The 22,378-nt window shown below is 65.7% G+C and carries 17 protein-coding genes and 1 pseudogene; 5 read left to right on the top strand and 13 right to left on the bottom strand.

What is annotated here, in order from left to right; genetic code table 11:
* Positions 1–34 precede the first annotated feature (34 nt).
* A complete protein-coding gene (locus tag BLS34_RS08680; protein ID WP_093149637.1) occupies positions 35–1,465 on the top strand; it encodes an amidohydrolase family protein in 1,431 nt (476 codons plus the stop codon).
* A gap of 234 nt (positions 1,466–1,699) precedes the next feature.
* The gene (locus BLS34_RS08675) at positions 1,700–1,993 is read left to right on the top strand and encodes a hypothetical protein (protein ID WP_139189173.1); all 294 of its coding nucleotides are present in this window, start codon (positions 1,700–1,702) and stop codon (positions 1,991–1,993) included.
* 10 nt (positions 1,994–2,003) lie between these two features.
* On the opposite strand, the gene BLS34_RS08670 is transcribed toward BLS34_RS08675, so the two are convergent.
* Positions 2,004–3,575: a trimethylamine methyltransferase family protein gene (locus tag BLS34_RS08670; RefSeq protein WP_093149635.1), complete on the bottom strand. Its 1,572-nt coding sequence runs from the start codon at positions 3,573–3,575 to the stop codon at positions 2,004–2,006.
* Positions 3,576–3,709: 134 nt separating this feature from the next.
* On the opposite strand from BLS34_RS08670, the gene BLS34_RS08665 reads away from it, so the two are divergent.
* Positions 3,710–5,755, top strand: coding sequence for an aminopeptidase P family protein (locus tag BLS34_RS08665; RefSeq protein ID WP_093149633.1), 2,046 nt, complete (start codon positions 3,710–3,712; stop codon positions 5,753–5,755).
* A gap of 150 nt (positions 5,756–5,905) precedes the next feature.
* On the opposite strand, the gene BLS34_RS08660 is transcribed toward BLS34_RS08665, so the two are convergent.
* From BLS34_RS08660 to BLS34_RS08610, 11 genes are all read right to left on the bottom strand, one after another.
* Positions 5,906–6,397 (bottom strand): response regulator, encoded by a 492-nt coding sequence (locus BLS34_RS08660; protein ID WP_175474159.1) that lies wholly within the window; start codon positions 6,395–6,397, stop codon positions 5,906–5,908.
* A 14-nt stretch (positions 6,398–6,411) separates the two neighbouring features.
* Positions 6,412–9,522, bottom strand: a complete 3,111-nt coding sequence (locus tag BLS34_RS08655) for a PAS-domain containing protein (RefSeq protein WP_093149629.1) — start codon at positions 9,520–9,522, stop codon at positions 6,412–6,414.
* 175 nt (positions 9,523–9,697) lie between these two features.
* Entirely contained in the window at positions 9,698–10,984 is a 1,287-nt protein-coding gene (locus BLS34_RS08650) for a nucleotide sugar dehydrogenase (protein WP_093149627.1), read from the bottom strand.
* A complete protein-coding gene (locus BLS34_RS08645; protein ID WP_175474158.1) occupies positions 10,981–11,835 on the bottom strand; it encodes an NAD-dependent epimerase/dehydratase family protein in 855 nt (284 codons plus the stop codon). The genes BLS34_RS08650 and BLS34_RS08645 overlap by 4 nt, the downstream gene beginning before the upstream one ends.
* Positions 11,836–11,839: 4 nt before the next feature.
* Entirely contained in the window at positions 11,840–12,760 is a 921-nt protein-coding gene (locus tag BLS34_RS08640) for a transketolase family protein (RefSeq protein ID WP_093149623.1), read from the bottom strand.
* Positions 12,757–13,590 carry a transketolase gene (locus tag BLS34_RS08635; protein WP_028793433.1) on the bottom strand — a complete coding sequence of 278 codons (834 nt, stop codon included), beginning with the start codon at positions 13,588–13,590 and terminating at the stop codon, positions 12,757–12,759. The genes BLS34_RS08640 and BLS34_RS08635 overlap by 4 nt, the downstream gene beginning before the upstream one ends.
* A gap of 56 nt (positions 13,591–13,646) precedes the next feature.
* Complete coding sequence (locus BLS34_RS08630) at positions 13,647–14,528, bottom strand: NAD-dependent epimerase/dehydratase family protein (RefSeq protein ID WP_093149621.1); 882 nt, start codon at positions 14,526–14,528, stop codon at positions 13,647–13,649.
* 10 nt (positions 14,529–14,538) lie between these two features.
* The gene (locus BLS34_RS08625) at positions 14,539–15,567 is read right to left on the bottom strand and encodes an NAD-dependent epimerase/dehydratase family protein (RefSeq protein ID WP_245701940.1); all 1,029 of its coding nucleotides are present in this window, start codon (positions 15,565–15,567) and stop codon (positions 14,539–14,541) included.
* A 45-nt stretch (positions 15,568–15,612) separates the two neighbouring features.
* Positions 15,613–16,632 (bottom strand): NAD-dependent epimerase/dehydratase family protein, encoded by a 1,020-nt coding sequence (locus BLS34_RS08620; RefSeq protein ID WP_028793430.1) that lies wholly within the window; start codon positions 16,630–16,632, stop codon positions 15,613–15,615.
* A gap of 149 nt (positions 16,633–16,781) precedes the next feature.
* Positions 16,782–17,237 (bottom strand): LIC12192 family sporadic carbohydrate cluster protein, encoded by a 456-nt coding sequence (locus BLS34_RS08615; RefSeq protein WP_093149619.1) that lies wholly within the window; start codon positions 17,235–17,237, stop codon positions 16,782–16,784.
* 7 nt (positions 17,238–17,244) lie between these two features.
* Positions 17,245–18,069 (bottom strand): sporadic carbohydrate cluster 2OG-Fe(II) oxygenase, encoded by an 825-nt coding sequence (locus BLS34_RS08610; RefSeq protein WP_093149617.1) that lies wholly within the window; start codon positions 18,067–18,069, stop codon positions 17,245–17,247.
* Between the two features lie 338 nt (positions 18,070–18,407).
* On the opposite strand from BLS34_RS08610, the gene BLS34_RS08605 reads away from it, so the two are divergent.
* Together BLS34_RS08605 and BLS34_RS08600 are read left to right on the top strand one after the other, a co-directional pair.
* Positions 18,408–20,054, top strand: coding sequence for a tetratricopeptide repeat protein (locus tag BLS34_RS08605; protein WP_139189171.1), 1,647 nt, complete (start codon positions 18,408–18,410; stop codon positions 20,052–20,054).
* Positions 20,054–21,283 carry a glycosyltransferase gene (locus BLS34_RS08600; RefSeq protein WP_093149612.1) on the top strand — a complete coding sequence of 410 codons (1,230 nt, stop codon included), beginning with the start codon at positions 20,054–20,056 and terminating at the stop codon, positions 21,281–21,283. Before BLS34_RS08605 ends, BLS34_RS08600 begins: the two co-directional genes overlap by 1 nt.
* 319 nt (positions 21,284–21,602) lie before the next feature.
* Here BLS34_RS08600 and BLS34_RS08595 read toward each other — a convergent pair.
* Positions 21,603–21,965, bottom strand: a pseudogene (locus BLS34_RS08595) (integrase core domain-containing protein); the annotation flags it as partial.
* Between the last annotated feature and the right edge of the window lie 413 nt (positions 21,966–22,378).

Genomic DNA, 22,378 nt, shown 5'->3' with positions numbered 1-22,378 from the left:
CGAAACCTTCCCGTCAAGGCACCGGATTGGATCAATGGCCGATATTCGCATCGACAACGCCCTTGTCGTGACCATGGACGGCGACCGGCGCGTGTTGGAGGGTGCCAGCGTCGCAATTTCCGGCACCCGCATCGCCGCCATCGGCCCGCGCGCGGAAATCGCCCGCGACCATCCGGCAGAGACGGTGATCGACGCCAGCCGCAAGGCCTTGATGCCCGGATTCGTCGACGTGCACGCCCATGCCGGCCACGGATTGATCAAGACCCTGGGCCTCGCCGGCGACGGCGAGTGGGAACGCACCTGCCACACCGCCTATACCGTGGCGTCCGATACCGCCTTCTGGGCCGCCGAGGCGGCGCTGTCCGCCGTGGAGCGGATCCGCTGCGGCACCACCACCGGGGTGTCCTATCTCGGCGGCGGCGACGACGTGATGCGCACCGACGAGACGATCTACGCCGACGCCCACTGCCGCGAGATCGAGCGGCTCGGCACCCGCTCGGTGGTCGCGGTCGGCATCAACCGGCCGCCCTTCCCCAAGACCTACGCCAATATCGAGGCAGGGTCGTATCGGGAGCGCGCCGTCTCCTTCGACACCCAGCTTTCGGTCTGCGAGGCGGTGGCGAAAGCCTGGGACGGGGCGGCCGGCGGGCGGGTGAAGATCGCCGTCAGCTTTCCGGTCCATCACCGCGGCTCCGAGCAGGACGCGATGCTCGACACCGTGCGCGACCAGGCCGCCGCCACCCGCGACCTGACCCGGCGCCTGGGCCTGATCTTCACCCAGGACGGCCACCGCCAGGGCAGCATCCGCCTCGCCCACGAGGTGTTCGGCCTGCTCGGTCCGGACGCGCTGATGAGCCACTCGGTCGATCTGGACGGCGAGGAGATCCGGCTGGTCGCCGAGACCGGCACGAAGATCGCCCACAACCCGTCGGCCAACCGTTCGATCACCGGCCGCTGCCCGGTGCCGGAGCTGATCGAGGCCGGGGCGGTGGTCGGCCTCGGCTCCGACGGGACCGCGCCGGATCGCGGCTACGACATGTTCCGCCACATGTTCCAGGCGATGCACTACCACCGCCGCCACTTCCGCGATCCGGCCGTCCTGCCACCGGGCAAGATGCTGGAGATGGCGACCATCGACGGGGCCACGGCGCTGGGCATGCAGGATCAGATCGGCTCGGTGGAAGTGGGCAAGCAGGCGGACCTGATCCTGGTCGACCTGTTCAAGCCGCACATGGTGCCGATGACCATGCCGCTCTACCGCCTGGCGTGCTTCGCCAACGGCGCCGACGTGGACACCACCATCGTCGCCGGACGCATCCTCATGCGCGAGCGCCGGCTGGTCGGGATCGACGAGGCGGGGGTCCTGGAGGCGGCCGACCGGCAGGCGGCCCTGATGGTCGAGAGGGCCGGTCTGAAGGACCTGGAGCGACTACCCGACCGGTTCTGGGGCGTGGCCCGGGGGTAGGCACCTCAAGAGTACTTGTGGCAAATGCCGATTCTGTTCGGGCAGCGGATAGTTAACGTTACCTTAGAACTCCGGCACTATGCTGGTTGGCGTTGCAGCATGGATTCTTCTCCCCTCGCCCAGCGAACACGCTATATGATGGCCGAGAGGGATATTCCGGAGACAATTGGGATGTTCGGGAAAGCAAAAGCGAAGCCGGGTTCAGCCGGTGGCAAGACGGCCGTCAGATCCGATGTGAAGCTCGGTTCCGCCATTTTCGGCGAGGAAGAGCTCGAGGTTCGCGAGCTGCATATCAAGGGCATCCGCATCCCGAACCCGGGCGAAGGCAACATCATCGCCGGCCAGAAGTTCCACTTCCTGCTCAAGCTGGGCGACGGGGAGTCCGCCCCGGTGATCAAGGTCGAGGCCCATGCGCTGGCAGCCTCGGACAAGGAAGTGATCGGCAAGTTCTCCGAGATGGGCGACGACGAGAAGCGGCTGATCGCCCTGCACATGAAGGCCCTGCGCCAGGCCGGCGCCATCGCCTGATTCTTCGGGCTCAGAAGTCCGTCTTCGTACCGCCTTCCGCGATCCGCCGGTCGACGAAAGCGTCCAGCGCCTCGCGGATAGCCGGGTCCATCGGCGGCTCCTCGTACTCCGCCAGCAGGCGTTTCACCAGGCCGTTGGCCCGGGTCAGGGCGTCGGGCGCCCCCGCCTCCTCCCAGGTCTCGAAATTCCGCCAGTCCGACACCATCGGCGCGAAGAACGCCGTGCGGTAGCGCTCCTGGGTATGGGCGGTGCCGAAGAAATGCCCGCCCGGTCCGACCTCCCGCACCGCGTCCAGGGCCAGCGAGGCATCGTCCACCGTCAGCGGGTCGAGGAAGCCGGCGACCATGGCGATCATGTCGGCATCCATCACCATCTTCTCGAAGGAGGCGGTCAGCCCGCCCTCCATCCAGCCGCAGCCGTGCATCAGCAGGTTCACCCCGCCGGTGAAGGTGCCCCACAGCGAGAAGGCGCTCTCCCAGGCCGCCTGGGCGTCGGGCACATTGGCCGCGTTCACGTTGGAGGACCGGTAGGGCAGGTCGTAGCGCCGGGCGAGCTGCCCGCCGGCGACCGCCGCCTGCATGTATTCAGGCGTGCCGAAGGCCGGCGCCCCAGACTTCATGTCGACATTGGAAGTGAAGCCGCCATAGACAACCGGCGCACCCGGCCGCACGACCTGGGAGAAGGCGATCCCGGCCAGCGCCTCGGCGTTCTGCTGGGCCAGCGCCCCGGCGATCGTCACCGGCGCCATGGCTCCCGCCAGGGTGAACGGGGTGATGACGGTCACCTGCCCGGATTCCGCCAGCGCGATCACCCCTTCCAGCATCGGCGTGTCGTAGCGCAGGGGCGAACTGGCGTTGATCACCGAGAACAGGCTCGGCTCCCGCTCCAGGGTCGCCCGGTCCACCCCGCGGCTCAGCCGTACGATCTCGATCCCGTCCTCGATCCGGTCTCGGCCGAGCGAATAGGCGTGCGGGATGCGGTCGGTCAGGGTGACCATGTCCCGCAGCCCTTCCAGGTGTCGCACCGAGGCATGGATATCCACCGGCTCCACCGGATAGCCGCCCAGGGCATGCATCGCGTTGAGCGACTGCGCCAGTTTCAGCAGGTTGCGGTAGTCCTCCCGGTTGCCGACCCGGCGGCCCCCGTCGAGATCGCTGACATTCGGCGCGCTGGCGACCGAACAGATGACGATCTCGTCGCCGCCGAACCGCACCGAGCGCTCGGGCGTGCGGGAATGCACGTCGAAGGCCGACGGCGCCTTGGCCACCAGGTCCATGACCAGGGTGCGGTCGAACCGGACCCGCTCGCCCTGCACCGTCGCCCCGGCCGCCGCCAGCCGGTCGCGCGCATCGGGCAGCAGGAAATCGATCCCGATCTCCTCCAGGATCGTCAGCGAGGCCTCGTGGATCGACTCCAGCGCGTCGTCCGACAGGATCCGGGCTGGCGGTCCCCGGTGGCGGAGCCGCCGCCAGGCCGGCTGGTCCAGCTTCGCCGGGGCCGACCGTCGCCCGCCGCCGCGTCCCCTGCGCCCGCGCTCCACCTCCGGCTCCGCTGCCGCACCTTCGCCTGTCGTCTCCGCCATGCGACCTCCACCGCCTATGGGCGAAACATTGCCCGCACCGATCGCTCCGGTCGAGGAGAAAGCGACGCGGCGATAGGCTCTTGACTTCCACCCCGGCGGACGCCCGAGTCAGGTGGCACGAACAGGAGCCTTCCATGCCGTCCAACGCCTCGAGTCCGTCCCCGGAGATCGCCGCCCTCGCCGCCGACCTGCAGGCCGCCGGTGTCCAGATCGACGCGGCCGGACTGGCCGAAACCCTGGCCCGGATCGCCGCCGGTCCCCGAACCTATCCGGCGCGCGCCTGGCAGGCGCTGATCGCCGCCGACCTGCCGCCGGAACTGGCCGACCGCCTGGACGCCGCTGCGGAGGCGCTGCGGCCGGCCGAGCCGACCGCCGACCCGTCGCGTCTGGACCGGCTGCGCGAGGCCCTGGCGACGGTCGGGGTGGACGGCTTCATCCTGCCGCGCGCCGACGAGCATATGGGCGAGTACATCCCGGCCCCGGCCGAGCGGCTGTCCTGGCTGACCGGCTTCACCGGGTCCGCCGGCGTGGTCCTGGTGCTCCCCGACGTGGCGGTGATCTTCGTCGACGGCCGCTACACCCTGCAGGTGGCGCAGCAGGTCGACACCGGCCGCTGGACCGTGGAGCACGTGGTCCGCACGCCGCCGGCGGAGTATGTGCGCACGCATCTCGTCGGCCGGCGCCTGGGCTTCGATCCCAGGCTGCATTCGATCAACGCCGCCAAGCGCCTGGCCGACGCGGCGGAAGAGGCAGGCGGATCGCTGGTGGCGCTGCAGGACAACCCGATCGACGCCCTGTGGGCCGACCGGCCCGCCGCCCCTCTGGGCCCGGTGGAGGTTCTGCCGACCTCTCTGACCGGCCTGGACGCGGCCGCCAAGCGCGCGCGGATCGCCGCCGAACTGGCCACCCGCGACATCGACGCCACGGTGCTGAACCAGCCGGAATCCATCGCCTGGTTGCTGAACCTGCGCGGCGCCGACGTACCCTACACGCCCCTGCCCTTGGCCTATGCCACGGTCGACCGGACCGGGCTGGTGGAGTTGTTTCTGGACGAGGAGAAGTGCACCGCGTCCGTGCGCGCGGCCCTGGGCAACGGCGTGACCCTGCGTCCGTTCGAGGCGGTCGGCGACGCCATGGACGCGCTGGGGGCGGCGGGCAGGTCGGTCGCCATCGATCCGGATGCCGCCACCGAATGGATGCGCGGCCGGCTCGATGCCGCCGGCGCCACGGTGACCCTGGCCGCCGATCCGTGCATCCTGCCGCGCGCCCGCAAGAACGCGGTCGAGCTGGCCGGCACCCGCGCCGCCCATACCCGCGATGCCGCCGCCATGGCCCGCTTCCTGAAATGGATCGACGACACCGGAACGCAGACCACCGAGCTGGGCGCCAGCGATGCGCTCGAAGGCTTCCGGGGCGCGGTCGCCGACTGGCGCGGCCCCAGCTTCCCGTCGATCTCCGGCGCCGGTTCGCATGGGGCGATCGTGCATTACCGGGTCACGCCCGAGACCGACCGTCCGCTGGAGGACGGCAGCCTCTACCTGATCGACAGCGGCGCCCAGTACCTCGACGGCACCACCGACATCACCCGCACGGTCGCCATCGGCCGGCCGTCCCAGGAGATGCGCGAACGCTTCACCCTGGTGCTGAAGGGCCATTTCGCCATCGCCACCGCCCGTTTCCCGGCCGGCACCACCGGCGGCCAGATCGACGCCCTGGCCCGGCAGTTCCTGTGGAAGGCCGGGCTCGACTTCGACCACGGCACCGGCCACGGGGTCGGCGTCTTCCTTGGCGTGCACGAGGGGCCGCAGCGGATCTCCAGCGCCAGCCGGGTGTCGATCGAGGCGGGCATGATCCTGTCCAACGAACCCGGCTACTACAAGCCGGACGCCTACGGCATCCGGATCGAGAACCTGCTGATCGCCGTCGAGGCGCCGGCGCAGGAGGATAACGGCCGGGCGATGCTCTGCTTCGAGACCATCACTTTCGCGCCGATCGACCGGCGCCTGGTCGAACCGTCGCTGATGACCGCCGAGGAGATTGCCTGGCTCGACGCCTATCACGCCGACGTCCGCAGCCGGGTCGCGTCGGCGCTCGGAGCTGACGACCGCGCCTGGCTGGAGGCGGCGACCGCACCCCTGGCCGGCGAGAACAGATCGTGCGGTGACGGGATCACTCCGTGATCGCGTCAACGTGCGTGAATATGCTCTATCTCATTGTTTTAGAGATAAATTCACCGACCATATTGAATCATGAAATGATTCAATATGGTCGGATTTGGCTCTAGGACAGACCGCGATCCGTTGAAGGCATAAGACCCCGCTCGGCGGCGCTCAGTCCCGGCGGCGGTTGGGCCGGCGGCCGATGGGCACGTCCTGACGGCGCCGGTCCGGTCCGACATAGGTCTGGTTCAAGATGAATTCCCGGCGCTCGTTCAGCACCACCTCGATGCGCCGGCGCAGGGCCTCCAGGGTGATCGGCTTGGCCATCAGCAGGTTCACACCGGCGTCGCGGGCGGCCCGCACGGCGGCCCGGTCGGCCTGAGCCGTCACCAGGATGATCGGGACATAGGGGTTTGACGACTGGGCGTCGGTGCGCACGCGGCGCACGAAGGTCACACCGTCCATCGGCTCCATCATCATGTCGCAGATGATCACATCGGCCGGGTAGGCGCGCAGCACCCGCAGCGCCGACTCGCCGTCCGCCGCCTCCTTGATCTGCCCGATGCCGAGCTGCTCGAGAAAGGCCGCCGTGAGCATCCGGCTCGCCCGGTCGTCCTCGACGATCAGCACCCGCAGCTCGCCGTATTCCTGCGCCAGGGACATACCCGTCTCCATTCTCAGTCTTTCTCCGCCGCGTCGAACTCGGCGATGACCTCCGGCAGCTGTTCGCGGGTCGCCGACACGGCGCGGCGCAGGTCCGCCATGTTTTCGGACAGCCTGGCCATCCCCTGGTCGTCCTCCTGGATCCGGCCGGCCGCGTGTTCCATCAGAACGGCCCCGAAATTCGCCGCCAACCCCTTCATCGAGTGCGCGAGCTGCCTGATCAGGTCGGTGTCGCCGGCCTCGAACGCCTTCTCCACCAGGGCGAGCTGGCGCGTCGCCTCCTGAGGCACCAGGGCGATCATCTCCACGGCCCGCGCCGGCGGCAGCGAGCCCACCGCGGCCCGTACCCGGGCCCGGTCAAACGCAGGCACTGCAAGCATCCCCTCCCCGGTCTCCATGCTGTTGCCGATCGCAACATGATCACGTCGCCGGCGCGAAGCCCAGAGGATCGTCCGGTTCAGCGCGTCCCAGTCCACAGGTTTGAGCAGGACGTCGTCCAGCCCCGCGGCGAGATAGGCGTTTCGGTGTTCCGGTATGGCGTCCGCCGTCAGGGCGACGATGGGCATGTCCGCCCGCTCGCCCCCCATGGCGCGGATCTCCATCGTCGCCTGCGGGCCGTCCATGACCGGCATCTGCATGTCCATGAGCACCAGGTCGTAAACCCGCCGGCGCACCGCCTGGACGGCCTGCGCGCCGTCTTCCGCCTCGTCGACCCGGTGACCGGCCCTGGCGAGCATGCGCGAGACCAGCATGCGGTTCACCTCATTGTCCTCCGCCAGCAGGATCCGGATCGGGTCGGCATCCTCGGACGGCACAGTCTCTTCCTCCGCCACCTCCGGCTTTTCCGTCGGCTGCATGAGCACGCCGAACGCGAAGGTCGACCCCTCGCCCGGCGTGCTGTCGAGCGAGATCCAACCGTCCATGCCCTCGACCAGACGCCGGCAGATCGACAGGCCGAGGCCGGTGCCGCCGAACCGGCGCGAGGTGTTGGCGGCCCCCTGCTCGAAAGCGGCGAAGAGCTGGCCCTGGATCTCCGGAGGAATGCCGATTCCGGTATCGATCACGGCGCCGAGAATCTCGACCCGCGCGCCCCGGGCCTTGCCGAGGGTCAGCGCCACCGTAACGGACCCTTCATTGGTGAACTTCAGCCCGTTGGACACCAGGTTGGAGAGAATCTGCTTCAGGCGCAGCGGATCTCCCAGCAGCCAGGGCGGGACCCGCTCGTCGATCCTGCTCTCGATCCGGATGCCCTTGGAACTCGCCGAAATCTGAAACAGGCGGACGACATCGTCGAGGATCTTGGACGGCGAGAACGGGATCTCCTCGAGCTGAACCTTGCCCGCCTCGAGCTTTGAGTAGTCGAGAATGTCGTTCAGCAGCGCCAGCAGGGTGTCGGCCGAGTTCCGCATGATGTCGATGAAGCCGGTCTGGTCGCTGTCGAGCCGGGTGCGCGACAGCAGCTCGATCATCCCCAACAGCCCGGTCATCGGCGTGCGCAGTTCGTGACTCATCATCGCCAGGAACCGGGATTTCGCCGCGTCCGCGTCCTCCGCCCGCCGCCGCGCCTCGTCGAGTTCGTTCGCCAGTTGCCGCAGCGAGCGGGTCTGCTCGGCCAGCGCGTCGCGCGCGGTGCGCAGCTCGGTCTCCGCCTCGATCCGGTCGGTGATGTCGGAGCGCATGCCGACGATCCCGCCCTCGCGGGTCTTGTTCTCGCTGACCAGGATGGTCCGACCGTCGGACAGCGGCTGCAGGAAGGTCGCCTTGGGCGGATCGAGGTGCTGGCGGAGACGTTCGGCCATCCATTCGTCCTCCCGGCCCCTGGCTTCCGGGTACTGGCCGCGGTCGAGGGTGTAGCGGACCAGCTGTTCGAAGGTCCAGGCCTCGTCGATGGCCTCCTGCGGCAGGTCGTAGAGATCCTTGTACTGCGCATTGGACAGCACCAGGCGATCGTCGCGGTCGAACAGCACGAAGCCTTCCGGCATGGTCTCGATCGCATCGAGCAGCCGCGCCTGGGTGGTGGTCGCCAGGGCCTGGGCGCGGCGTTCCAGCGTCACGTCCCGCCACATGGAGAGATAGCCGCCGTCCGGCATGGGCCGGCCGGAGACGTAATAGGTGTCGGCCCCCTCGCGCTGCCACTCGAACTCCACGGCGCTGCGCTTGCCGATCGCCCGGAACATACGCTTGATGCCGATCTCGGTGGAGGGCAGCCGGCGGATCGCGTCCTTGGCCACGCCGACCAGGGAGCGACCGACGGTCAACTCCTCGCTGGAGAGATGGACCAGCAACGCGAATGCCCGGTTCCAGGCGATCAGGTGGTTGTTCCGGTCGAAGGCCACCAGCGGGTTCGGCATGGTGTCGAGAATCACCTGGAGCACGGCCGAGGTCGCCGCCAGGGTCATCTCGGCCTGCTTGCGCCGCGTGATGTCCAGCCGGGTGGTGACGGTCAGGCCGTTCGGGCTGTAGTTCTCCTTGACCAGATACCAGGTCCCGTCGGGCACCTGGCGTTCCGGGATGGGCGACCGGTCACGCCGCGCATCGAGCCGGCGCTGGACATAGGCCTCGCGCTCGGCTTCGGTCATGGAGGGGTCGCGGGCCAGACTGAAACGCAGCAGGTCCTCGAAGTCGTGACCGACGATGTCGCCGCGATCCCGCAGGAACGGATACATCCCGAAGAAGCGCTCGTTGCCGAAGACGAAACGGTCGTCGCCGTCATAGATCGACAGCGCGTCGTCCATCGTGTTGAGGGCGTCGCGCATGACCTGCAGCTCTCGCCGTGTCTCCTCGGCCTCCCGTTCCGCCGGGGACGGGACGATCCAGTGGGCGCCGATCACCGTCCCCGCATCGTCGCGCGTCGGCAGGCAGTGCGCCCGCGTCCCTGAACTGTCGATGACGACCGTACCGTGCTCTCCGCGCAGGGCCGCCTCGAAGGCCGACCGGGCCGAAGCCCCGTCGGCGGCAAGACCGTCGACCAGCACCGGAACGCCGCCCGGCCGAGATGCGAGCCCCTCGAACAGTGTCTCGGCCGGCGGGTTCCAAGCGATCGCCGTTCCGGACCGGTCAAAAGCGACGACCGCCTGGTTCACCCCCCGGACAATGCCGGACAAATGTTCAGAAGCACCCACCATGTCTTAGCGCAAGATATCCCCTTACTTTTTGAATACGTATTGCCCCGTTCGGATAGTCTAGAGCATTTTTGATCGGCGCGGAGGCCCCAGCGCGGCATGGACCCGCAAGATCCGTCGCGTCATGCGGGGCCGGTGCTTGTGAAGCTCGGGAAACACCGCCGCGCTCCCTCGGAGACTACAGGCTCCAATAGCGCAGTCCCGGCGGCAGATCCGCCGGGATCAGCACCGATTTGATGTCGACCAGAAGCCCGCCCGGCCGCAGCCGCGCGCCGAGGCCGGACGCCCCGCTGTCCAGAAACGCCCGGTGCGGGCTGGCCAGGATCAGCACGTCGAGATCGGTCAGGGTCTCGGGCGTCACCAGCTCGATCCCGAGCACCCGGCGCGCCACCGCCGGACCCACCAGGGGATCGGCGACATACACCTGGGCGCCCAGGGCCGACAGCCCGGCCACGATCGGCGGCACCTGGCTGTTGCGCGCGTCGGAGACGTTCTCCTTGAACGCCACGCCCATGACCCCGACACGGGCGCCGGCGATGGCGGTCCCGCCGGTGCCGAGCAGCATGACGGTCTTCTCAACGATCCGCTCCGACATGGTGTCGTTCAGGCGGCGGGCCGAGCGGATCAGCTCCGGGTAGTAGCCGTGCGCCTCGGCCTTGGCGATCAGGTAGTAGGGATCGACGCCGATGCAGTGGCCGCCGACCAGACCGGGCGTGTAGGGCGCGAAATTCCACTTGGTGCGAGCGGCGGCCAACACGTCCTCGGTGCGCAGGCCGAGCCGGTCGTAGACCTGGGCCAGCTCGTTCATCAGGGCGATGTTCACGTCGCGCTGAATGTTCTCGGTGATCTTCGACGCCTCTGCCACCTTGATCGACGGGGCGGCGTGCAGGCCGGCGGGCACGACGGGTTCGTACAGCGCCACCACCCGGGCCAGGGTCTCGGCATCCTGGCCGGAGACCACCTTCACCACGTTGCCGAGACCGTGGGTGGTATCGCCCGGGTTGATGCGCTCCGGCGAATAGCCGAGCTTGAACGCCGTCCCGGCCGCCAGGCCCGAGACCTCGGCGACGATGTGCCCAACCACTTCCTCGGTAGCGCCCGGATGGACGGTGGATTCCACGATCACCAGCCCGCCCGGCCGGATCGCACCGCCGACCGCCCGCGCCGCCTCGGCCAGGGGTCCCAGATCCGGGCGCCGGGAGCTGTCGATCGGGGTCGGCACGGCGAGGATGAAGACCTCCGCCCCCGCCAGCTCCGCGGCCTCGGCGGTGAAGCGCAGCTCCGGCGGCACGGCGATGGCGCCGCCTTCCGGGTCGTTGCGATCGACGCCGCAGGCGAGCTCCGCCGTGCGGCCCGCATCGATGTCGTAGCCGATGACCGTGCGTCCGTTCTCGGCGAAGGCGAGCGCCAGGGGCAGGCCGACATAACCGAGGCCGAGGATGGCAACCGTCGCGTCGCCGCTCATCGGGTCTCCCCCTTGGCGAAATCCTTCAGCACTGCCGCCGTGCTGCGCGGAGCGAAGCCGAGGGCGGCGGCCGGACCGATATCGATGATGAAGGATGCTCTCGGGGCGGGCTCCTCCTCGATCGTCGCACTCAGCCCCGCCCCGTCGGCGAGGCAGGTCACCGCCTGGCGCACGGTGACGGGATCGCGGCTGGCGATCGGCACGGCGACGAAGCGGTCCGGCGGGGCGGTCAGCGCCTGGCCGACGAGGGCCGCGACGTCCTGCACCTCGACCACGTTGTTGAAGGCGGCGTCGCCGTTGAAGATGCGCACGGTCTCTCTGCGTCTCAGTCTCGCCAGCACCTGGACCGGCCAGTTCCGGGCCGCCCCCGGGCCGACCACCGCCGGCAGCCGGATCGCCAGGCCCGGTCCGGCCCGCTCGGCCAGCAATCGCTCGCCCAGCAGCTTCGACATACCATAGGCGTCGGGGTTCACCACCGCCGTGTCGGGCGTCACCACCGGATCGGCGATCGTGCCGTGCACCGACAGGCTGGAGAGGTAGACGAACACCCCAACATCCGCCGCCGCCAGCCGGGCGGTCGCCTGAGCGTTGTCGCGGATCAGCACCGACGCCGGCACCGTGCCGGCGGCGCCGGTCGAAGGCGAACTGGCCGCGGCGTGCACGATGGCATCCAGCCGCACGGGCAGGGGCGCGTCGCCGGCCAGGTCGGCCTGCCAGGTCTCGCCCTCGATCAGGTCGTCGGGCAGCGGCGACGTCCGCCAATGCGCGATCACCTCGTGACCCAAGGCGGCAAGCCATCTGGCGATCGCCCGGCCGGTAAAGCCGGCCGCCCCGGTGACCAGGACCCGCATCGGATCAGCCCCGCACGGTGGCGAGGATCCGCTCGACCGACAGGCCGTGGGCCGCCAGGATGTCCTCATGGCTGCCGTAGCAGTGCACGAATTCGTCTTTCAGGGTGAAGGTGTGCAGGTCGCACTCGGCCCGGATGTCCCAGGCGATCTGCTTGGTCTGCGGTGCCAGGCCGCCCTGAGGCGCGTGCTCCTCGACCACGATCACCCGCTTGTGCCGGCGCAGCAGATCGGCGATGCCGGCGGTGTCCAGCGGCTTCAGGGTGTGGCAGACCGCCAGCGAGACGGAGTTGCCGTCCGCGGTCAGCGCGTCGGCGACCTCGGCCGCCATCTTCGTGATGACGCCGTAGGACAGCACGGCCACGTCCTCGCCCCGGCGCAGATAGCGCAGCTTGCCGAATTCCCACCGGTCGCTGTCCGGGCCGGTGAGGGTCGGCTCGCCGGCCTTGCCGAAGCGGAAATAGACCGGCCCGCCGCCCTCGCGCGCGACCAGCCACCGGGTGGCCTCGGTCGCCTCCACCGGATCGCAGGGCGCGATGATCGACATGTTGGGGATGGCGCCGGCGACGGCAATGTCCTCCTGAGCATAGTGGGTGCCGCCCAGCGTGGAGTAGATCACCCCGCCGCCGATGCCGACCACCGTCACCGGCAGGTTCTGATAGCCGAGATCGTCGCGTACCATCTCGAACGGCCGGTACAGGGCGAACGTGGCGATGGTGTAGGCGAAGGGCCGCATCCCCTTCAGCGCCAGCCCGGCGCAGATGCCGATCATCGCCTGCTCGGCCACGCCCACATTGATGAAGCGCTCGGGGAACTCCTCGCGGAACTTGCCCATGGAGCCGGCCGGCGAGATGTCGGCGACCACTATGTGGATGCGCGGGTCGTCCTTGGCGAGCTCGTAGAGGACTTCGGCGAAGGTGTTCCTCACGACGCGATCTCCTTCAGCTCGGCCAGCGCCTGGGCATATTCCTCAGGGTTCGGGGAGCGATAATGCCAGATCGGCACGTTCTCCATGTAGGACACGCCCTTGCCCTTGGTGGTGCGGCCGATCAGACAGAACGGCTTGCCGCCCTTGCGCGCGGCGACGGCGTCGTAAACCGCCTTGGCGTCATGCCCGTTGACGATGGCGGTCTCCCAGCCGAAGGCCTCCAGCTTCTCGTCCAGCGGATAGAAGCTCGGATGGGTCTCCGAGGTGCGGCCGAGCGACTGGAAGTCGTTGTTGTCGATCAGCGCCACCAGGTTGGTCAGCCCCAGGGTGGAGGCCATCATGAAGGCCTCCCAGGTGGAGCCCTCCTGCACCTCGCCGTCGGACAGCACGCAGTAGATGGCGCCCGCGTCCGCCGACCCGCCGGCCTTGTTGCGCTCGGCGATCGCCATGCCGACCGCCATGGCCATGCCGTGGCCGAGCGAGCCGGTCGACGCCTCGATCCCCGGGTTGCCGTAATCCGGATGGGCGCCGAGGATGCCGTGGGCCGTGCAGTAATCGTCCAGGTGCTTGCGGTCGAGCACGCCCCGGTCCTCCAGGATCACGTACTGCGCCATGCAGCCATGGCCCTTGGACATCAGGAAGGTGTCCTGCCCGTCCGGCCGCATCAGCCCGTGGTAGCAGGTGTCCGTCAGTTCCATGCAGGAGAAGGCGCCGGCGGCGTGCAGGGCGCTGACATGCTGGGAGATGTCGAGGATCCGCCGGCGGTACTGCATGCAGCGCTTGCGCGAGGCGGCGGGGTCGAAACTGTTGTGTCCGGGCGTGGCGGTCATGGCGCCGTGTCTCCGACTGTCAGGGCCCGGTCGAGGAAGAGCATGCGCGCCATGGGTCAGCCTCCGGTAACGTGACGGTGGACCTTGGCCAGGCCCTCGGCCAGAGGGGTATAGCGGAAATCCGGGAAGGCATAAAACGTCGCCGACGGGTTGAACGACCGGTAGCCGTTATGCGGCATGCCGCCCACCCGCTCCGTTCCCTTGATCATGATCCGCATGCGGACGCGCGCGGCGATCATCTCCGCCACCTCGCGGAAGGAATGCACCTCGCCGGTGGCGGCGTTCAGCACACCGGCCGAGCGGTGCATGACCATGCGCCGGATCAGTTCGCCCACATCCTCGACCAGGATATGATCGCGCCGTTCCTCGCCGTCGCCGACCAGGGTGATGTCCTTGCCGTCCAGCGCCAGCCGGCGGAATCGGTTCGGGCCGTAGCCGTTATGCGGGTCCTTCGCGCCGTAGACCAGGGTCGGCCGCAGGATGCCGACCGGCAGGCCGCTCTCGTCCAGCAGCATGCGCTCGCGCGCCAGATGCATGACCCCCTGCAGCGATCCGGGTTCGGCACAGTCGGTCTCGGTCAGCGGCTCGGCCTTGTCCCTGTAGACCGCGTCCGACGACACGTAGATCACATGGGCCACAGGCTGGCGCTTCAGGGCGGCAACGACGGTGTTCATCATCGCGATGTTGCGGGCCAGCATCCGGCCGTCCTTGCACGGCGCCTCGGCGGAGGCCACGACCAGCACGTCGTCGGGGCGAAGCTGCTCGGCCAGGACATCGAAGGCGCCATCGGCCAGCAGGTCGACCTGGGCGCGGCCGATCCTCTCGACCCGGCCCCCGGCCGCCTCGATGGCGTCGGCGGCGGCGCCCCCGAGGAAACCGGCACCGAGCACGACGGTGCAGGGCGGCAGGGCAGGCTTGGCGAGACGATGGTCCAGCATGACGATCCTCCTAGCTCCTGCCCTTTTCCCGGCCGTCACCGAGATAGTCGAACCAGGTCTTGGTGGCCTGCGCAATGCTGTCCGGCGTCCACAGGGGCGCCTCGCGCCAGTAGTCGAGCTGGGCCAGCATCCGGCCGACCCCCTCCTCGAATGAGACCTCCTGCCTCCAGCCCAGATCGCGGGTGATCTTGGCGATGTCGGCGAAGGTGCAGTCCGGCTCGCCCGGCCGCTTGGGGATGTTGACGTGCGCGCTCTCCAGCAGCTCGACCAGGCGGTTCACCGGCTGCGGATCGCCGGCGCCCAGGTTCCAGATCTCGCCCACCTTGTCGGTCTCCGCCGCCGCCAGGAAGCCGCGGGCGACATCGGTGACGAACAGGAAGTCGCGGCTCTGGGTGCCGTCGCCGACGACCGTCAGCGGCTGACCGGCGATCTTCTGGCGCAGGAACACGCCGAACACCGCCCCGTAGGCGCCCGAGGTACGCGACCGGGTGCCGTAGGCGTTGAAGATCCGCACCGAATTGACCGGCAGGCCGTATACCTTGTGCCAATGGAGCGCCGCCTGCTCCCCCTGGTATTTCGACAGGGCATAGGGATGTTCCGGCGCGATCGGGTGGTCCTCGCTGGTCGGCACGTCGGCCAGTCCGTAACAGGAGGAGGACGCGGCGTAGACGAAGCGCTTCACCCCCGCCGTACGCGCCGCGTCAAGCACGCAGGCGGTGCCCTGGACGTTCACCGACATGTACTCCAGCGGCCGCTCGATCGACGGCACGATATCGCCGATGCCGGCGAAATGGATCACGACCGACGCCCCGGCGAAGGCCGCATCGTCCGGCTGGATCTCCCGGATATCGCGGAAGTCGCGGATCAGGTCCGGCGTCTCGCCGTGATGGGCGAGGTTGAGCGCGCGCCCGCCGGTCAGGTTGTCGATCGCCCGCACCCGGTAGCCCCGCTCGAGCAGCAGATCGACCATGTGGGAGCCGATGAAACCGGCGCCGCCGGTGACGATGGCATAGGGCTTGTCAGCCAGCGTGTCTGCCAAGGGGAATGTCCTTTCCGCGGGCGGCGAGATCGGCTCCGGCGTCGCTCAGGCGGCGGTCAGCTTCTGCATGGTCTTGACGTTGAAATACCGGTCGTCGGTCATCGAGTTCGGCAGCTTGCCGTCGCGGAACGCCTGGACCAGACCGCGCACCGCATCCTCCACCGAGAGCTGCGGCACGAAACCGAGGGCCTTGCGGATCTTGTCGGAATTGACGTGATACGAACGGATGTCGTCGGTCGGCGTGGTGACGATGTCGATCGGCGCCCGCTCCGGCATCTCCTCCTCGACCACCGTCTTCACGGCCTCGGCGATCTCCGAGATCGCCATGTTCTGGTAGCCGGCGTTGAAGGTCTCGCCGTTGATCTTGGCGGCGTCGTGGCTCAGCAGGTCCACATAGAGCCGGCACACGTCCTCGATATGGATGTTGGGGCGCAGCTGGCTGCCGCCGAACACGGTGATCTTGCCGTTGTTGACCGCGTGGTTGGTCAGGATGTTCACCGACAGGTCGAGGCGCATCCGCGGGGCGTAGCCGCAGACCGTCGCCGGGCGGATGGTGACGGCGACGAAGTCGTCGTCATTGTGCTTCCACAGCAGCGGCTCGCACATGCCCTTGAACTTGTTGTAGTCGGTCAGGGGCACCAGCGGATGATCCTCGGTGACGTCCGGCGCGTCGGACACGCCGTAGACCGAACTGGTGGACGCGTAGACGAAACGCTTCACGCCCGCCTGCTTGGCGGCGACGACCATCGGCTCGAAACAGTCGTAGTTGATCGACTTCGACAGGGTCGGGTCGAGCACGAAGGACGGGTCGTTGGAGATACAGGCGAGGTGGATCACCGCATCGCACCCGGCCACCGCCTTGGCGAAGGCCGCCGTGTCGCGCAGATCGCCCTTGATCGATGTGAGCTTCGCGTTGGAGAGCGGCAGCCTGTCGTCGCCGAAATACTGGATGTCGAAGACGACAACCTCGTAGCCCGCGTCGAGCAGTTTGGGGGTGAGCAAAGAGCCCACATAGCCGGCGCCGCCGGTCACGAGGACGCGCTTCAGGGGGTGGTCGTTCTGCACCGTAGACCCATCCTTTTGGATAGCCGCAGCCGCCCTTCGGCTGCTGTCACCCCATTTATCGCACAACCACTTAACAAACAGGAAATCAATATTATCAAGTCACAGCGGTCGGAATCGAACCACCCCCTCGAGCGGCCGGGCAGCCCGACTCAAGTAAACGTGTCGATCCCGTTGAGCGGCGGAAGACTCTCCCGGTCGATCTGCTGCGGCGCCAGGTCCAGGGCGTCGTTGAGGCGGTACAGGTCCTCCAGTTCGGCGACCCCCGCCTCGTCCTCCACCACCAGGGTTTCGAACACGCAGTGCATCTCCCCACCGGCGGCTAGCAGCATGTCGAAGATCTCCCGGCGCTTCTTCGGGTTCTGCGGCAGCATGAACAGGCTGCACAGGATGATCCCGTCCATCTGGTCGAGGTCGCGCAGCATGGCGTACAGCTGCACGAAGCATCCGTCGAAGTAGTACTCGCCGCGGGACAGGCGGAACGTTTTGTCCCGGTTGCGGGCGTACTCGCGCATCACGAGGTTCTGCACGTTCGCCGGGATCCGCAGGCCCTTGAAGCTCTGATGGGTCACATAGCCCTGGAGCAGGCCGGTCTTCGCTTGGGTCATGGTCCGATCACCCGTCGAAGCCGGTGGGCGCCTTAAAATTCATGCCAATCCGGCTCATGATCTTCACCGTGGCCGGCCAGTAGAAACGGCCGAGGCACTTCTCGTTGCTGGTGTAAGGGGTGAACAGGCCGGTGAGGCGGGTGTTCAGGGACCACCGGGTCTCCGGCACCTCGTTCATCACGTTGCCGTGCAGCAGCAGGGGCGAGAACACCAGGACCTGGCCGTAGGCCACCGACACCCAGCGGAACTTGTCCTCGTACATCTTGAACAGGTCGAGGGACTTGCCGCCATCGGGCAGGTCGCTCATCGCCGCGCGGACCGTGCGGTTATGCTCCGGCGGCAGGATGAACATGGCCTTGGTGTCGTAGACATCCACCAGCGGCAGCCATTCCACCACCTCGTAGGGCGTTTCGGCGGACCAAGGATCGGCATGCACGGGCAGAACCGACGTCACGTCGTTCGGCATCTGGATCGACACGTTGACCTTGTTCTGCATGGCCAGCTCGTTGCCCACGATGCGGTCCACCGCGGAACGCGCCAGGGACAGATAGCTCGGCCGCGCCCAGGCGGTCCGGTTCAGCTGCTCGAAGACGAACAGGCGCAGCGCGTTGACGTCGACGACCGCGACGCGCTCGTGGATGCTGTCGAGGAAAGCGGTCTCGTCCGCCGGCAGGTCGCAGTCCAGATGGCGGCAGACCAGCTTGACGATCTCGTGGCGATAGGCATCGAGGCGCGGCCGGTCGTCGACATCGATGATGACGTAGCCGTCGGCCATGAACGCCTCGGCAAGCTCGGCCTCCCGCGGGTCGTCGAAGCTCTCAATCAGGACCAAGACATTGCTCCCGTCCGCATGGGTCACGCATCAGGTGTCAACGACTGTAGCCGGGCGAAGCACGGACCGGACAGTCGCAACGAAAGGGCACATTATTTTATCCATGTTACCAGAGACTTGGCCCGATCCAAGGCCTTTCCAGCAAAAGCGTGCCAACCTCGTACGGCAGCGGCCTCGACCATTGACGGCGAAAACGGATCGTCTATTAATTTCCGTGTTCGAAATCCACCCCTGTTTCTGCGGGAAACCTGAGCCTGTCGGCCAAATGGCCGGAATGGCCAACATATAAAGCCGCCGGTCCCTTTTTGCAGGGATAAGGCTGCAGAACTCGGAATACAATGGATCATCCCCCACGCGACCTCCTATCGGCCATCGCGCGAGACGTTATCGCCGGATTTGATCCGAGAAAGAGCATCACACGGCACGGTTCTGACTTCCCCAACACCTCAAAATTGCTCGAAGAGCTGCGCGCCCATGTCGAGAGGGAAGCGACGCCCGAAGCGCGGCGAAAAATCGCAGAAAGCCTAGCAAAATCTTTCCCAAACACCTTTGTCGCACTCGATTTTTACTGTGAAACATTTAAGCGAGAATTGAAGAAATCCAGCCTGATCCGGTTACGGAGCCGTGCTGCCAGCCTGCAGCCAAAAAGCAAGATTGCCACGGTCCGTCTGGCGGAAGCGCTGGAATCGGACGGCCAAACGCTGGCTGCACTGGAGTTGATGCGCGCCGCGATCCGCAGTGGTCTCAGCGACGAAATTCTGAGCTTCAAGGCGGGATACTACGCGAATCTGAGCGGCGATCTTTCGCAGGCTCTGGAGTTCTACAAGAAGGCGTTGAAAGCAGAGGTGCACCACCGAACCCTGCTCAATATGGCATCCGCCGCCAGACATATTGGCGACTTTGAACTGAGCGAAGCGAGTTCCAAACGCGCGATCCTGCTCCGTCCTGACATCTGGGATGCCTATTACAACCGCGGCAATCTGCGGCGGGAAACCGGATACGTGCGGGACGCGGTGCGTCAGAGTGCACGCGCGGAAAAGCTCAAACCAGAGAGCGCCAGCGTCAAGTGGAACCTCTCTCACGCCCTGATGGCCAGCGGCGATTTTGCAAAGGGCTTCAAAGTCTACAGAGACAGATGGTTCTTCGACGGATTTCCCACGCGCATTCGATATCCGGGCATCACGAATGTAGACTCCGTGAAGGGCCTGACCGGTAGCCTCTTCGTCTACTGTGAACAGGGGGTGGGGGATAATCTGCTGTTCGCCCGCTTCATCCCGAAGCTGCTCGAACAGTTGCCCAAGGGCGTCACGGCGACCTTTGAGTGCTACCAGAGCGTTCTGGATCTCCTCCAGAACAGCTTCCCGCAAGCGAAAATTGTACCTTTTGACAAAACCTTACGAGAAGGGCACGACTTCTATCTGCCGTTGTTTGACGTCCCGGCCCTACTGGGAATCGCCGATATGAGCGGACAGGCCTTTCCGTATATCGTCCCCTCGCCACGGCCTGAACTCCCCACCATTTCCAGCAGCCGCCCAAAAGTCGGAATCGTGTGGGCCGGCAATCCGAAATTCACGCACGACCAGCAGCGCTCGGCAAAGATCGATGACATCGACGGCCTGTTCGAGGGCCTCAACGCGGATTTCTACTGCTTTCAAAAAGGCCGCGACGAGGGAGTGATTTCGGAACGCCACCCTGACGTGGTCGACTTGGCGCCGCATCTGACCGACTTCGAGGCAACTGCCGTTCTGATGCAGCAGATGGATGTCGTCGTATCCACCTGCACCTCGACGGCCAATCTCGCGGGCGCCCTCGGCAAGAAAGGCATTGTGCTTACCGGACCGGCGCGCGACTGGCGCTGGATGACGGGCCGTACCTCTGACTGGTTTCCATCACTGACAATCCTGCAGCGCTCGAGAACCCAAAGCTGGGAATCGTTCTTCGTCGACGCGCGACATGAGCTGGCCAGAATTCTGGAGCACATCTAATGCCTTGTATTTTCTTTATTCATCAGAATATGCCAGGTCAATTCAAGAATCTGTGCCAAAGTCTAGCAAAAAACAAAAAAAGCAGTATTTATTTCATCACAAAACGAGATGATATTGGAATTGAAAATGTAAAACGAGTCAAATACAGCCTAGCTCGCGAACCTAACCGTGACGGACATCATTACATAAAATTTCTTGATGAGCAGATCCTCTATGCACAAGCCGTGGTGCGTGTCCTTTTAACCCTAAAAGAACGCGGAGTTAACCCAGACATCATATTCGCCCACTCCGGCTGGGGCGAAGCGTTGTTTGTGAAAGAGGTATTCCCGAACGCAAAGCTCATCATTTTTTCCGAGTATTATTATACTTCTCGGGAATCAGACACGGCGTTCATCAATAAAGACAATGTGTCCATCGAAGAAGCGTGCCGACTTGTCAGCAAGAACCTGCACCTCACCCAATCGATGATGGGCGCAGATCTCATCATTACCCCCACCGTCTGGCAGAAATATCAGCACCCACCGATCATGTGGGACAAGATCTTCACCTATCACGAAGGCGTTTCGGTTCCCCAGATCCGAGAGGGACGCGCGTCCGAGGTCTTTCTTCCAAACGGCTGGCACCTGAAGAAGGGCGACAAGATCGTGACCTATGTGTCACGAAACCTGGAACCGTATCGTGGTTTCGATATCCTGTTCGAGGCCATCAAGATCCTGCGGCGGCGTGCTCCCGACATCCGTTTCGTCCTCATCGGCGGCGACGACATCAGCTACGGCAAGCGCGCACCAAACGGCATGTCCTGGCGCGAATATTTCCTGAACGAAGAACCCGAGGCCATCGAGAATGTCGCCTTTGTCGGGAAGTTGCCCTATTCGATGTTTCTGGACCTGTTCAACATCACCCAGGTTCACCTGTATCTGACCGTACCGTTCGTGTTGTCGTGGTCGATGTTGGAGGCGATGGCGCTAGAGGCCTGCGTCCTTGGATCGCGCGTGCATCCGGTCCAGGAGGTCGTTTCCGATCGGCAAAACGGACTACTATGCGACCTGACCCCGTCCGGCGTGGCCGACGGGATCGAACGCGCCTTCAGCTTATCTCAGGCGGAGCGCGACAGGCTGGGGCTTTTTGCTCGGTTGACGGTCGAACAGAACTACGATTTCGAGACCGTATCCCTGCCGACGATCCTTGCCGAGATCCGCCAGAGATTCGGCTTAGACGTGAGCGCTTGACCAGACGCGGCCGGCGAGACTATCGCCAGCGCTAAGTTGTCATGCGAACCGTCGGCTTCGATAAATTGGAAGCTTGGCTCTGCGCGGCAGATGGCGCCTCAAACTGGTTATTGGACGACGCAATTCACAAGGTCATTATCGGTTTTGATCCGAACGAAACGATCACGTTCCACGCTCTGAACCTTAGCATCCAGTCCCGCGCCTCCGCTCCAGTGGCAGTCATCCCGATCATGCTATCGCAACTCAATAGCGTGTTCAAATTGGAGTGCGCCCGAACCTGCCCCCAGCCGTGGCTAGAGTTTTGGAGCCTCTGTCAGCATCACAGGCTGGTTACGTGAGCTGATTTCATGAGCGCTACCGGGACCTTGTTCCCGATTGCGCTGTGTGGCCGCTGTTCGTTGTAGTCTCTACGCCAAGCCTCCAACTTTTCCGCCGCATCGGCAAGGCTCAGGAACCAGTGGGTGTTCAGGCGTTCCACCCGCAGACGGCCGTTGAACGCCTCGATAAACGCGTTCTCCGTGGGTTTGCCAGGGCGTGAGAAATCGAGTGTGATGCCTCGCCGGTCGGCCCATAGGTCCATGTCGCGGGAGATGAACTCCGAGCCCTGGTCGGCCCGGATCGTCTTCGGATAGCCGATCTGTCCGCAGACCCGCTCCAAGGTCGCCACCACGTTCTCGCCCTGCTTGATGATGAAAGCCTACTGCGCGTCCGTGAACTTCGATGCCTTCATCGTCTTCCGCTCTTCTCCCAGCCAAGGAATCAGACCCGGAAAACTCTAACCAAATTCGAGGGCGTTTAGCGGAGGCACATCACCATAGTCGAAGCTATTCGGATCATATCGGTCTTCAACGGCGGACTTCTCGACGCTTCGCCATCTAGAGCCGATCGCAGACAGCGAAATCTGCACGCACGTTCAAACTGGTCTTTATTGCCGCAGGCCCGTCAAAGCATCACTGATTCACGATCGTCACAATGAGGTGTGCTCCCCCCGTTACACAGAAAACTGGTAACACGTTACAGCAGTTGTGTAACACATTATGGTAATTTGGAATTCGGAATCGTGTAACACTTTTAAGCACTTGTGTAACACATTAT

The sequence above is a fragment of the Thalassobaculum litoreum DSM 18839 genome, from assembly GCF_900102465.1.
Classification (GTDB): domain Bacteria; phylum Pseudomonadota; class Alphaproteobacteria; order Thalassobaculales; family Thalassobaculaceae; genus Thalassobaculum; species Thalassobaculum litoreum.
Note: the sequence above shows the minus strand (reverse complement) of the source record. Positions and strands in the feature narration are given on the sequence as shown.

Excerpts from the sequence above, each read along its gene's own strand:
- BLS34_RS08680 (WP_093149637.1), top strand. The coding sequence starts at position 35 with ATGGCCGATATTCGCATCGACAACGCCCTTGTCGTGACCATGGACGGC.
- BLS34_RS08660 (WP_175474159.1), bottom strand. The coding sequence starts at position 6,397 with ATGTCCCTGGCGCAGGAATACGGCGAGCTGCGGGTGCTGATCGTCGAG.
- BLS34_RS08605 (WP_139189171.1), top strand. The coding sequence starts at position 18,408 with ATGGATCATCCCCCACGCGACCTCCTATCGGCCATCGCGCGAGACGTT.
- BLS34_RS08630 (WP_093149621.1), bottom strand. The coding sequence starts at position 14,528 with ATGCTGGACCATCGTCTCGCCAAGCCTGCCCTGCCGCCCTGCACCGTC.
- BLS34_RS08600 (WP_093149612.1), top strand. The coding sequence starts at position 20,054 with ATGCCTTGTATTTTCTTTATTCATCAGAATATGCCAGGTCAATTCAAG.
- BLS34_RS08655 (WP_093149629.1), bottom strand. The coding sequence starts at position 9,522 with ATGGTGGGTGCTTCTGAACATTTGTCCGGCATTGTCCGGGGGGTGAAC.
- BLS34_RS08615 (WP_093149619.1), bottom strand. The coding sequence starts at position 17,237 with ATGACCCAAGCGAAGACCGGCCTGCTCCAGGGCTATGTGACCCATCAG.
- BLS34_RS08650 (WP_093149627.1), bottom strand. The coding sequence starts at position 10,984 with ATGAGCGGCGACGCGACGGTTGCCATCCTCGGCCTCGGTTATGTCGGC.
- BLS34_RS08645 (WP_175474158.1), bottom strand. The coding sequence starts at position 11,835 with ATGCGGGTCCTGGTCACCGGGGCGGCCGGCTTTACCGGCCGGGCGATC.
- BLS34_RS08670 (WP_093149635.1), bottom strand. The coding sequence starts at position 3,575 with ATGGCGGAGACGACAGGCGAAGGTGCGGCAGCGGAGCCGGAGGTGGAG.
- BLS34_RS08635 (WP_028793433.1), bottom strand. The coding sequence starts at position 13,590 with ATGACCGCCACGCCCGGACACAACAGTTTCGACCCCGCCGCCTCGCGC.
- BLS34_RS08665 (WP_093149633.1), top strand. The coding sequence starts at position 3,710 with ATGCCGTCCAACGCCTCGAGTCCGTCCCCGGAGATCGCCGCCCTCGCC.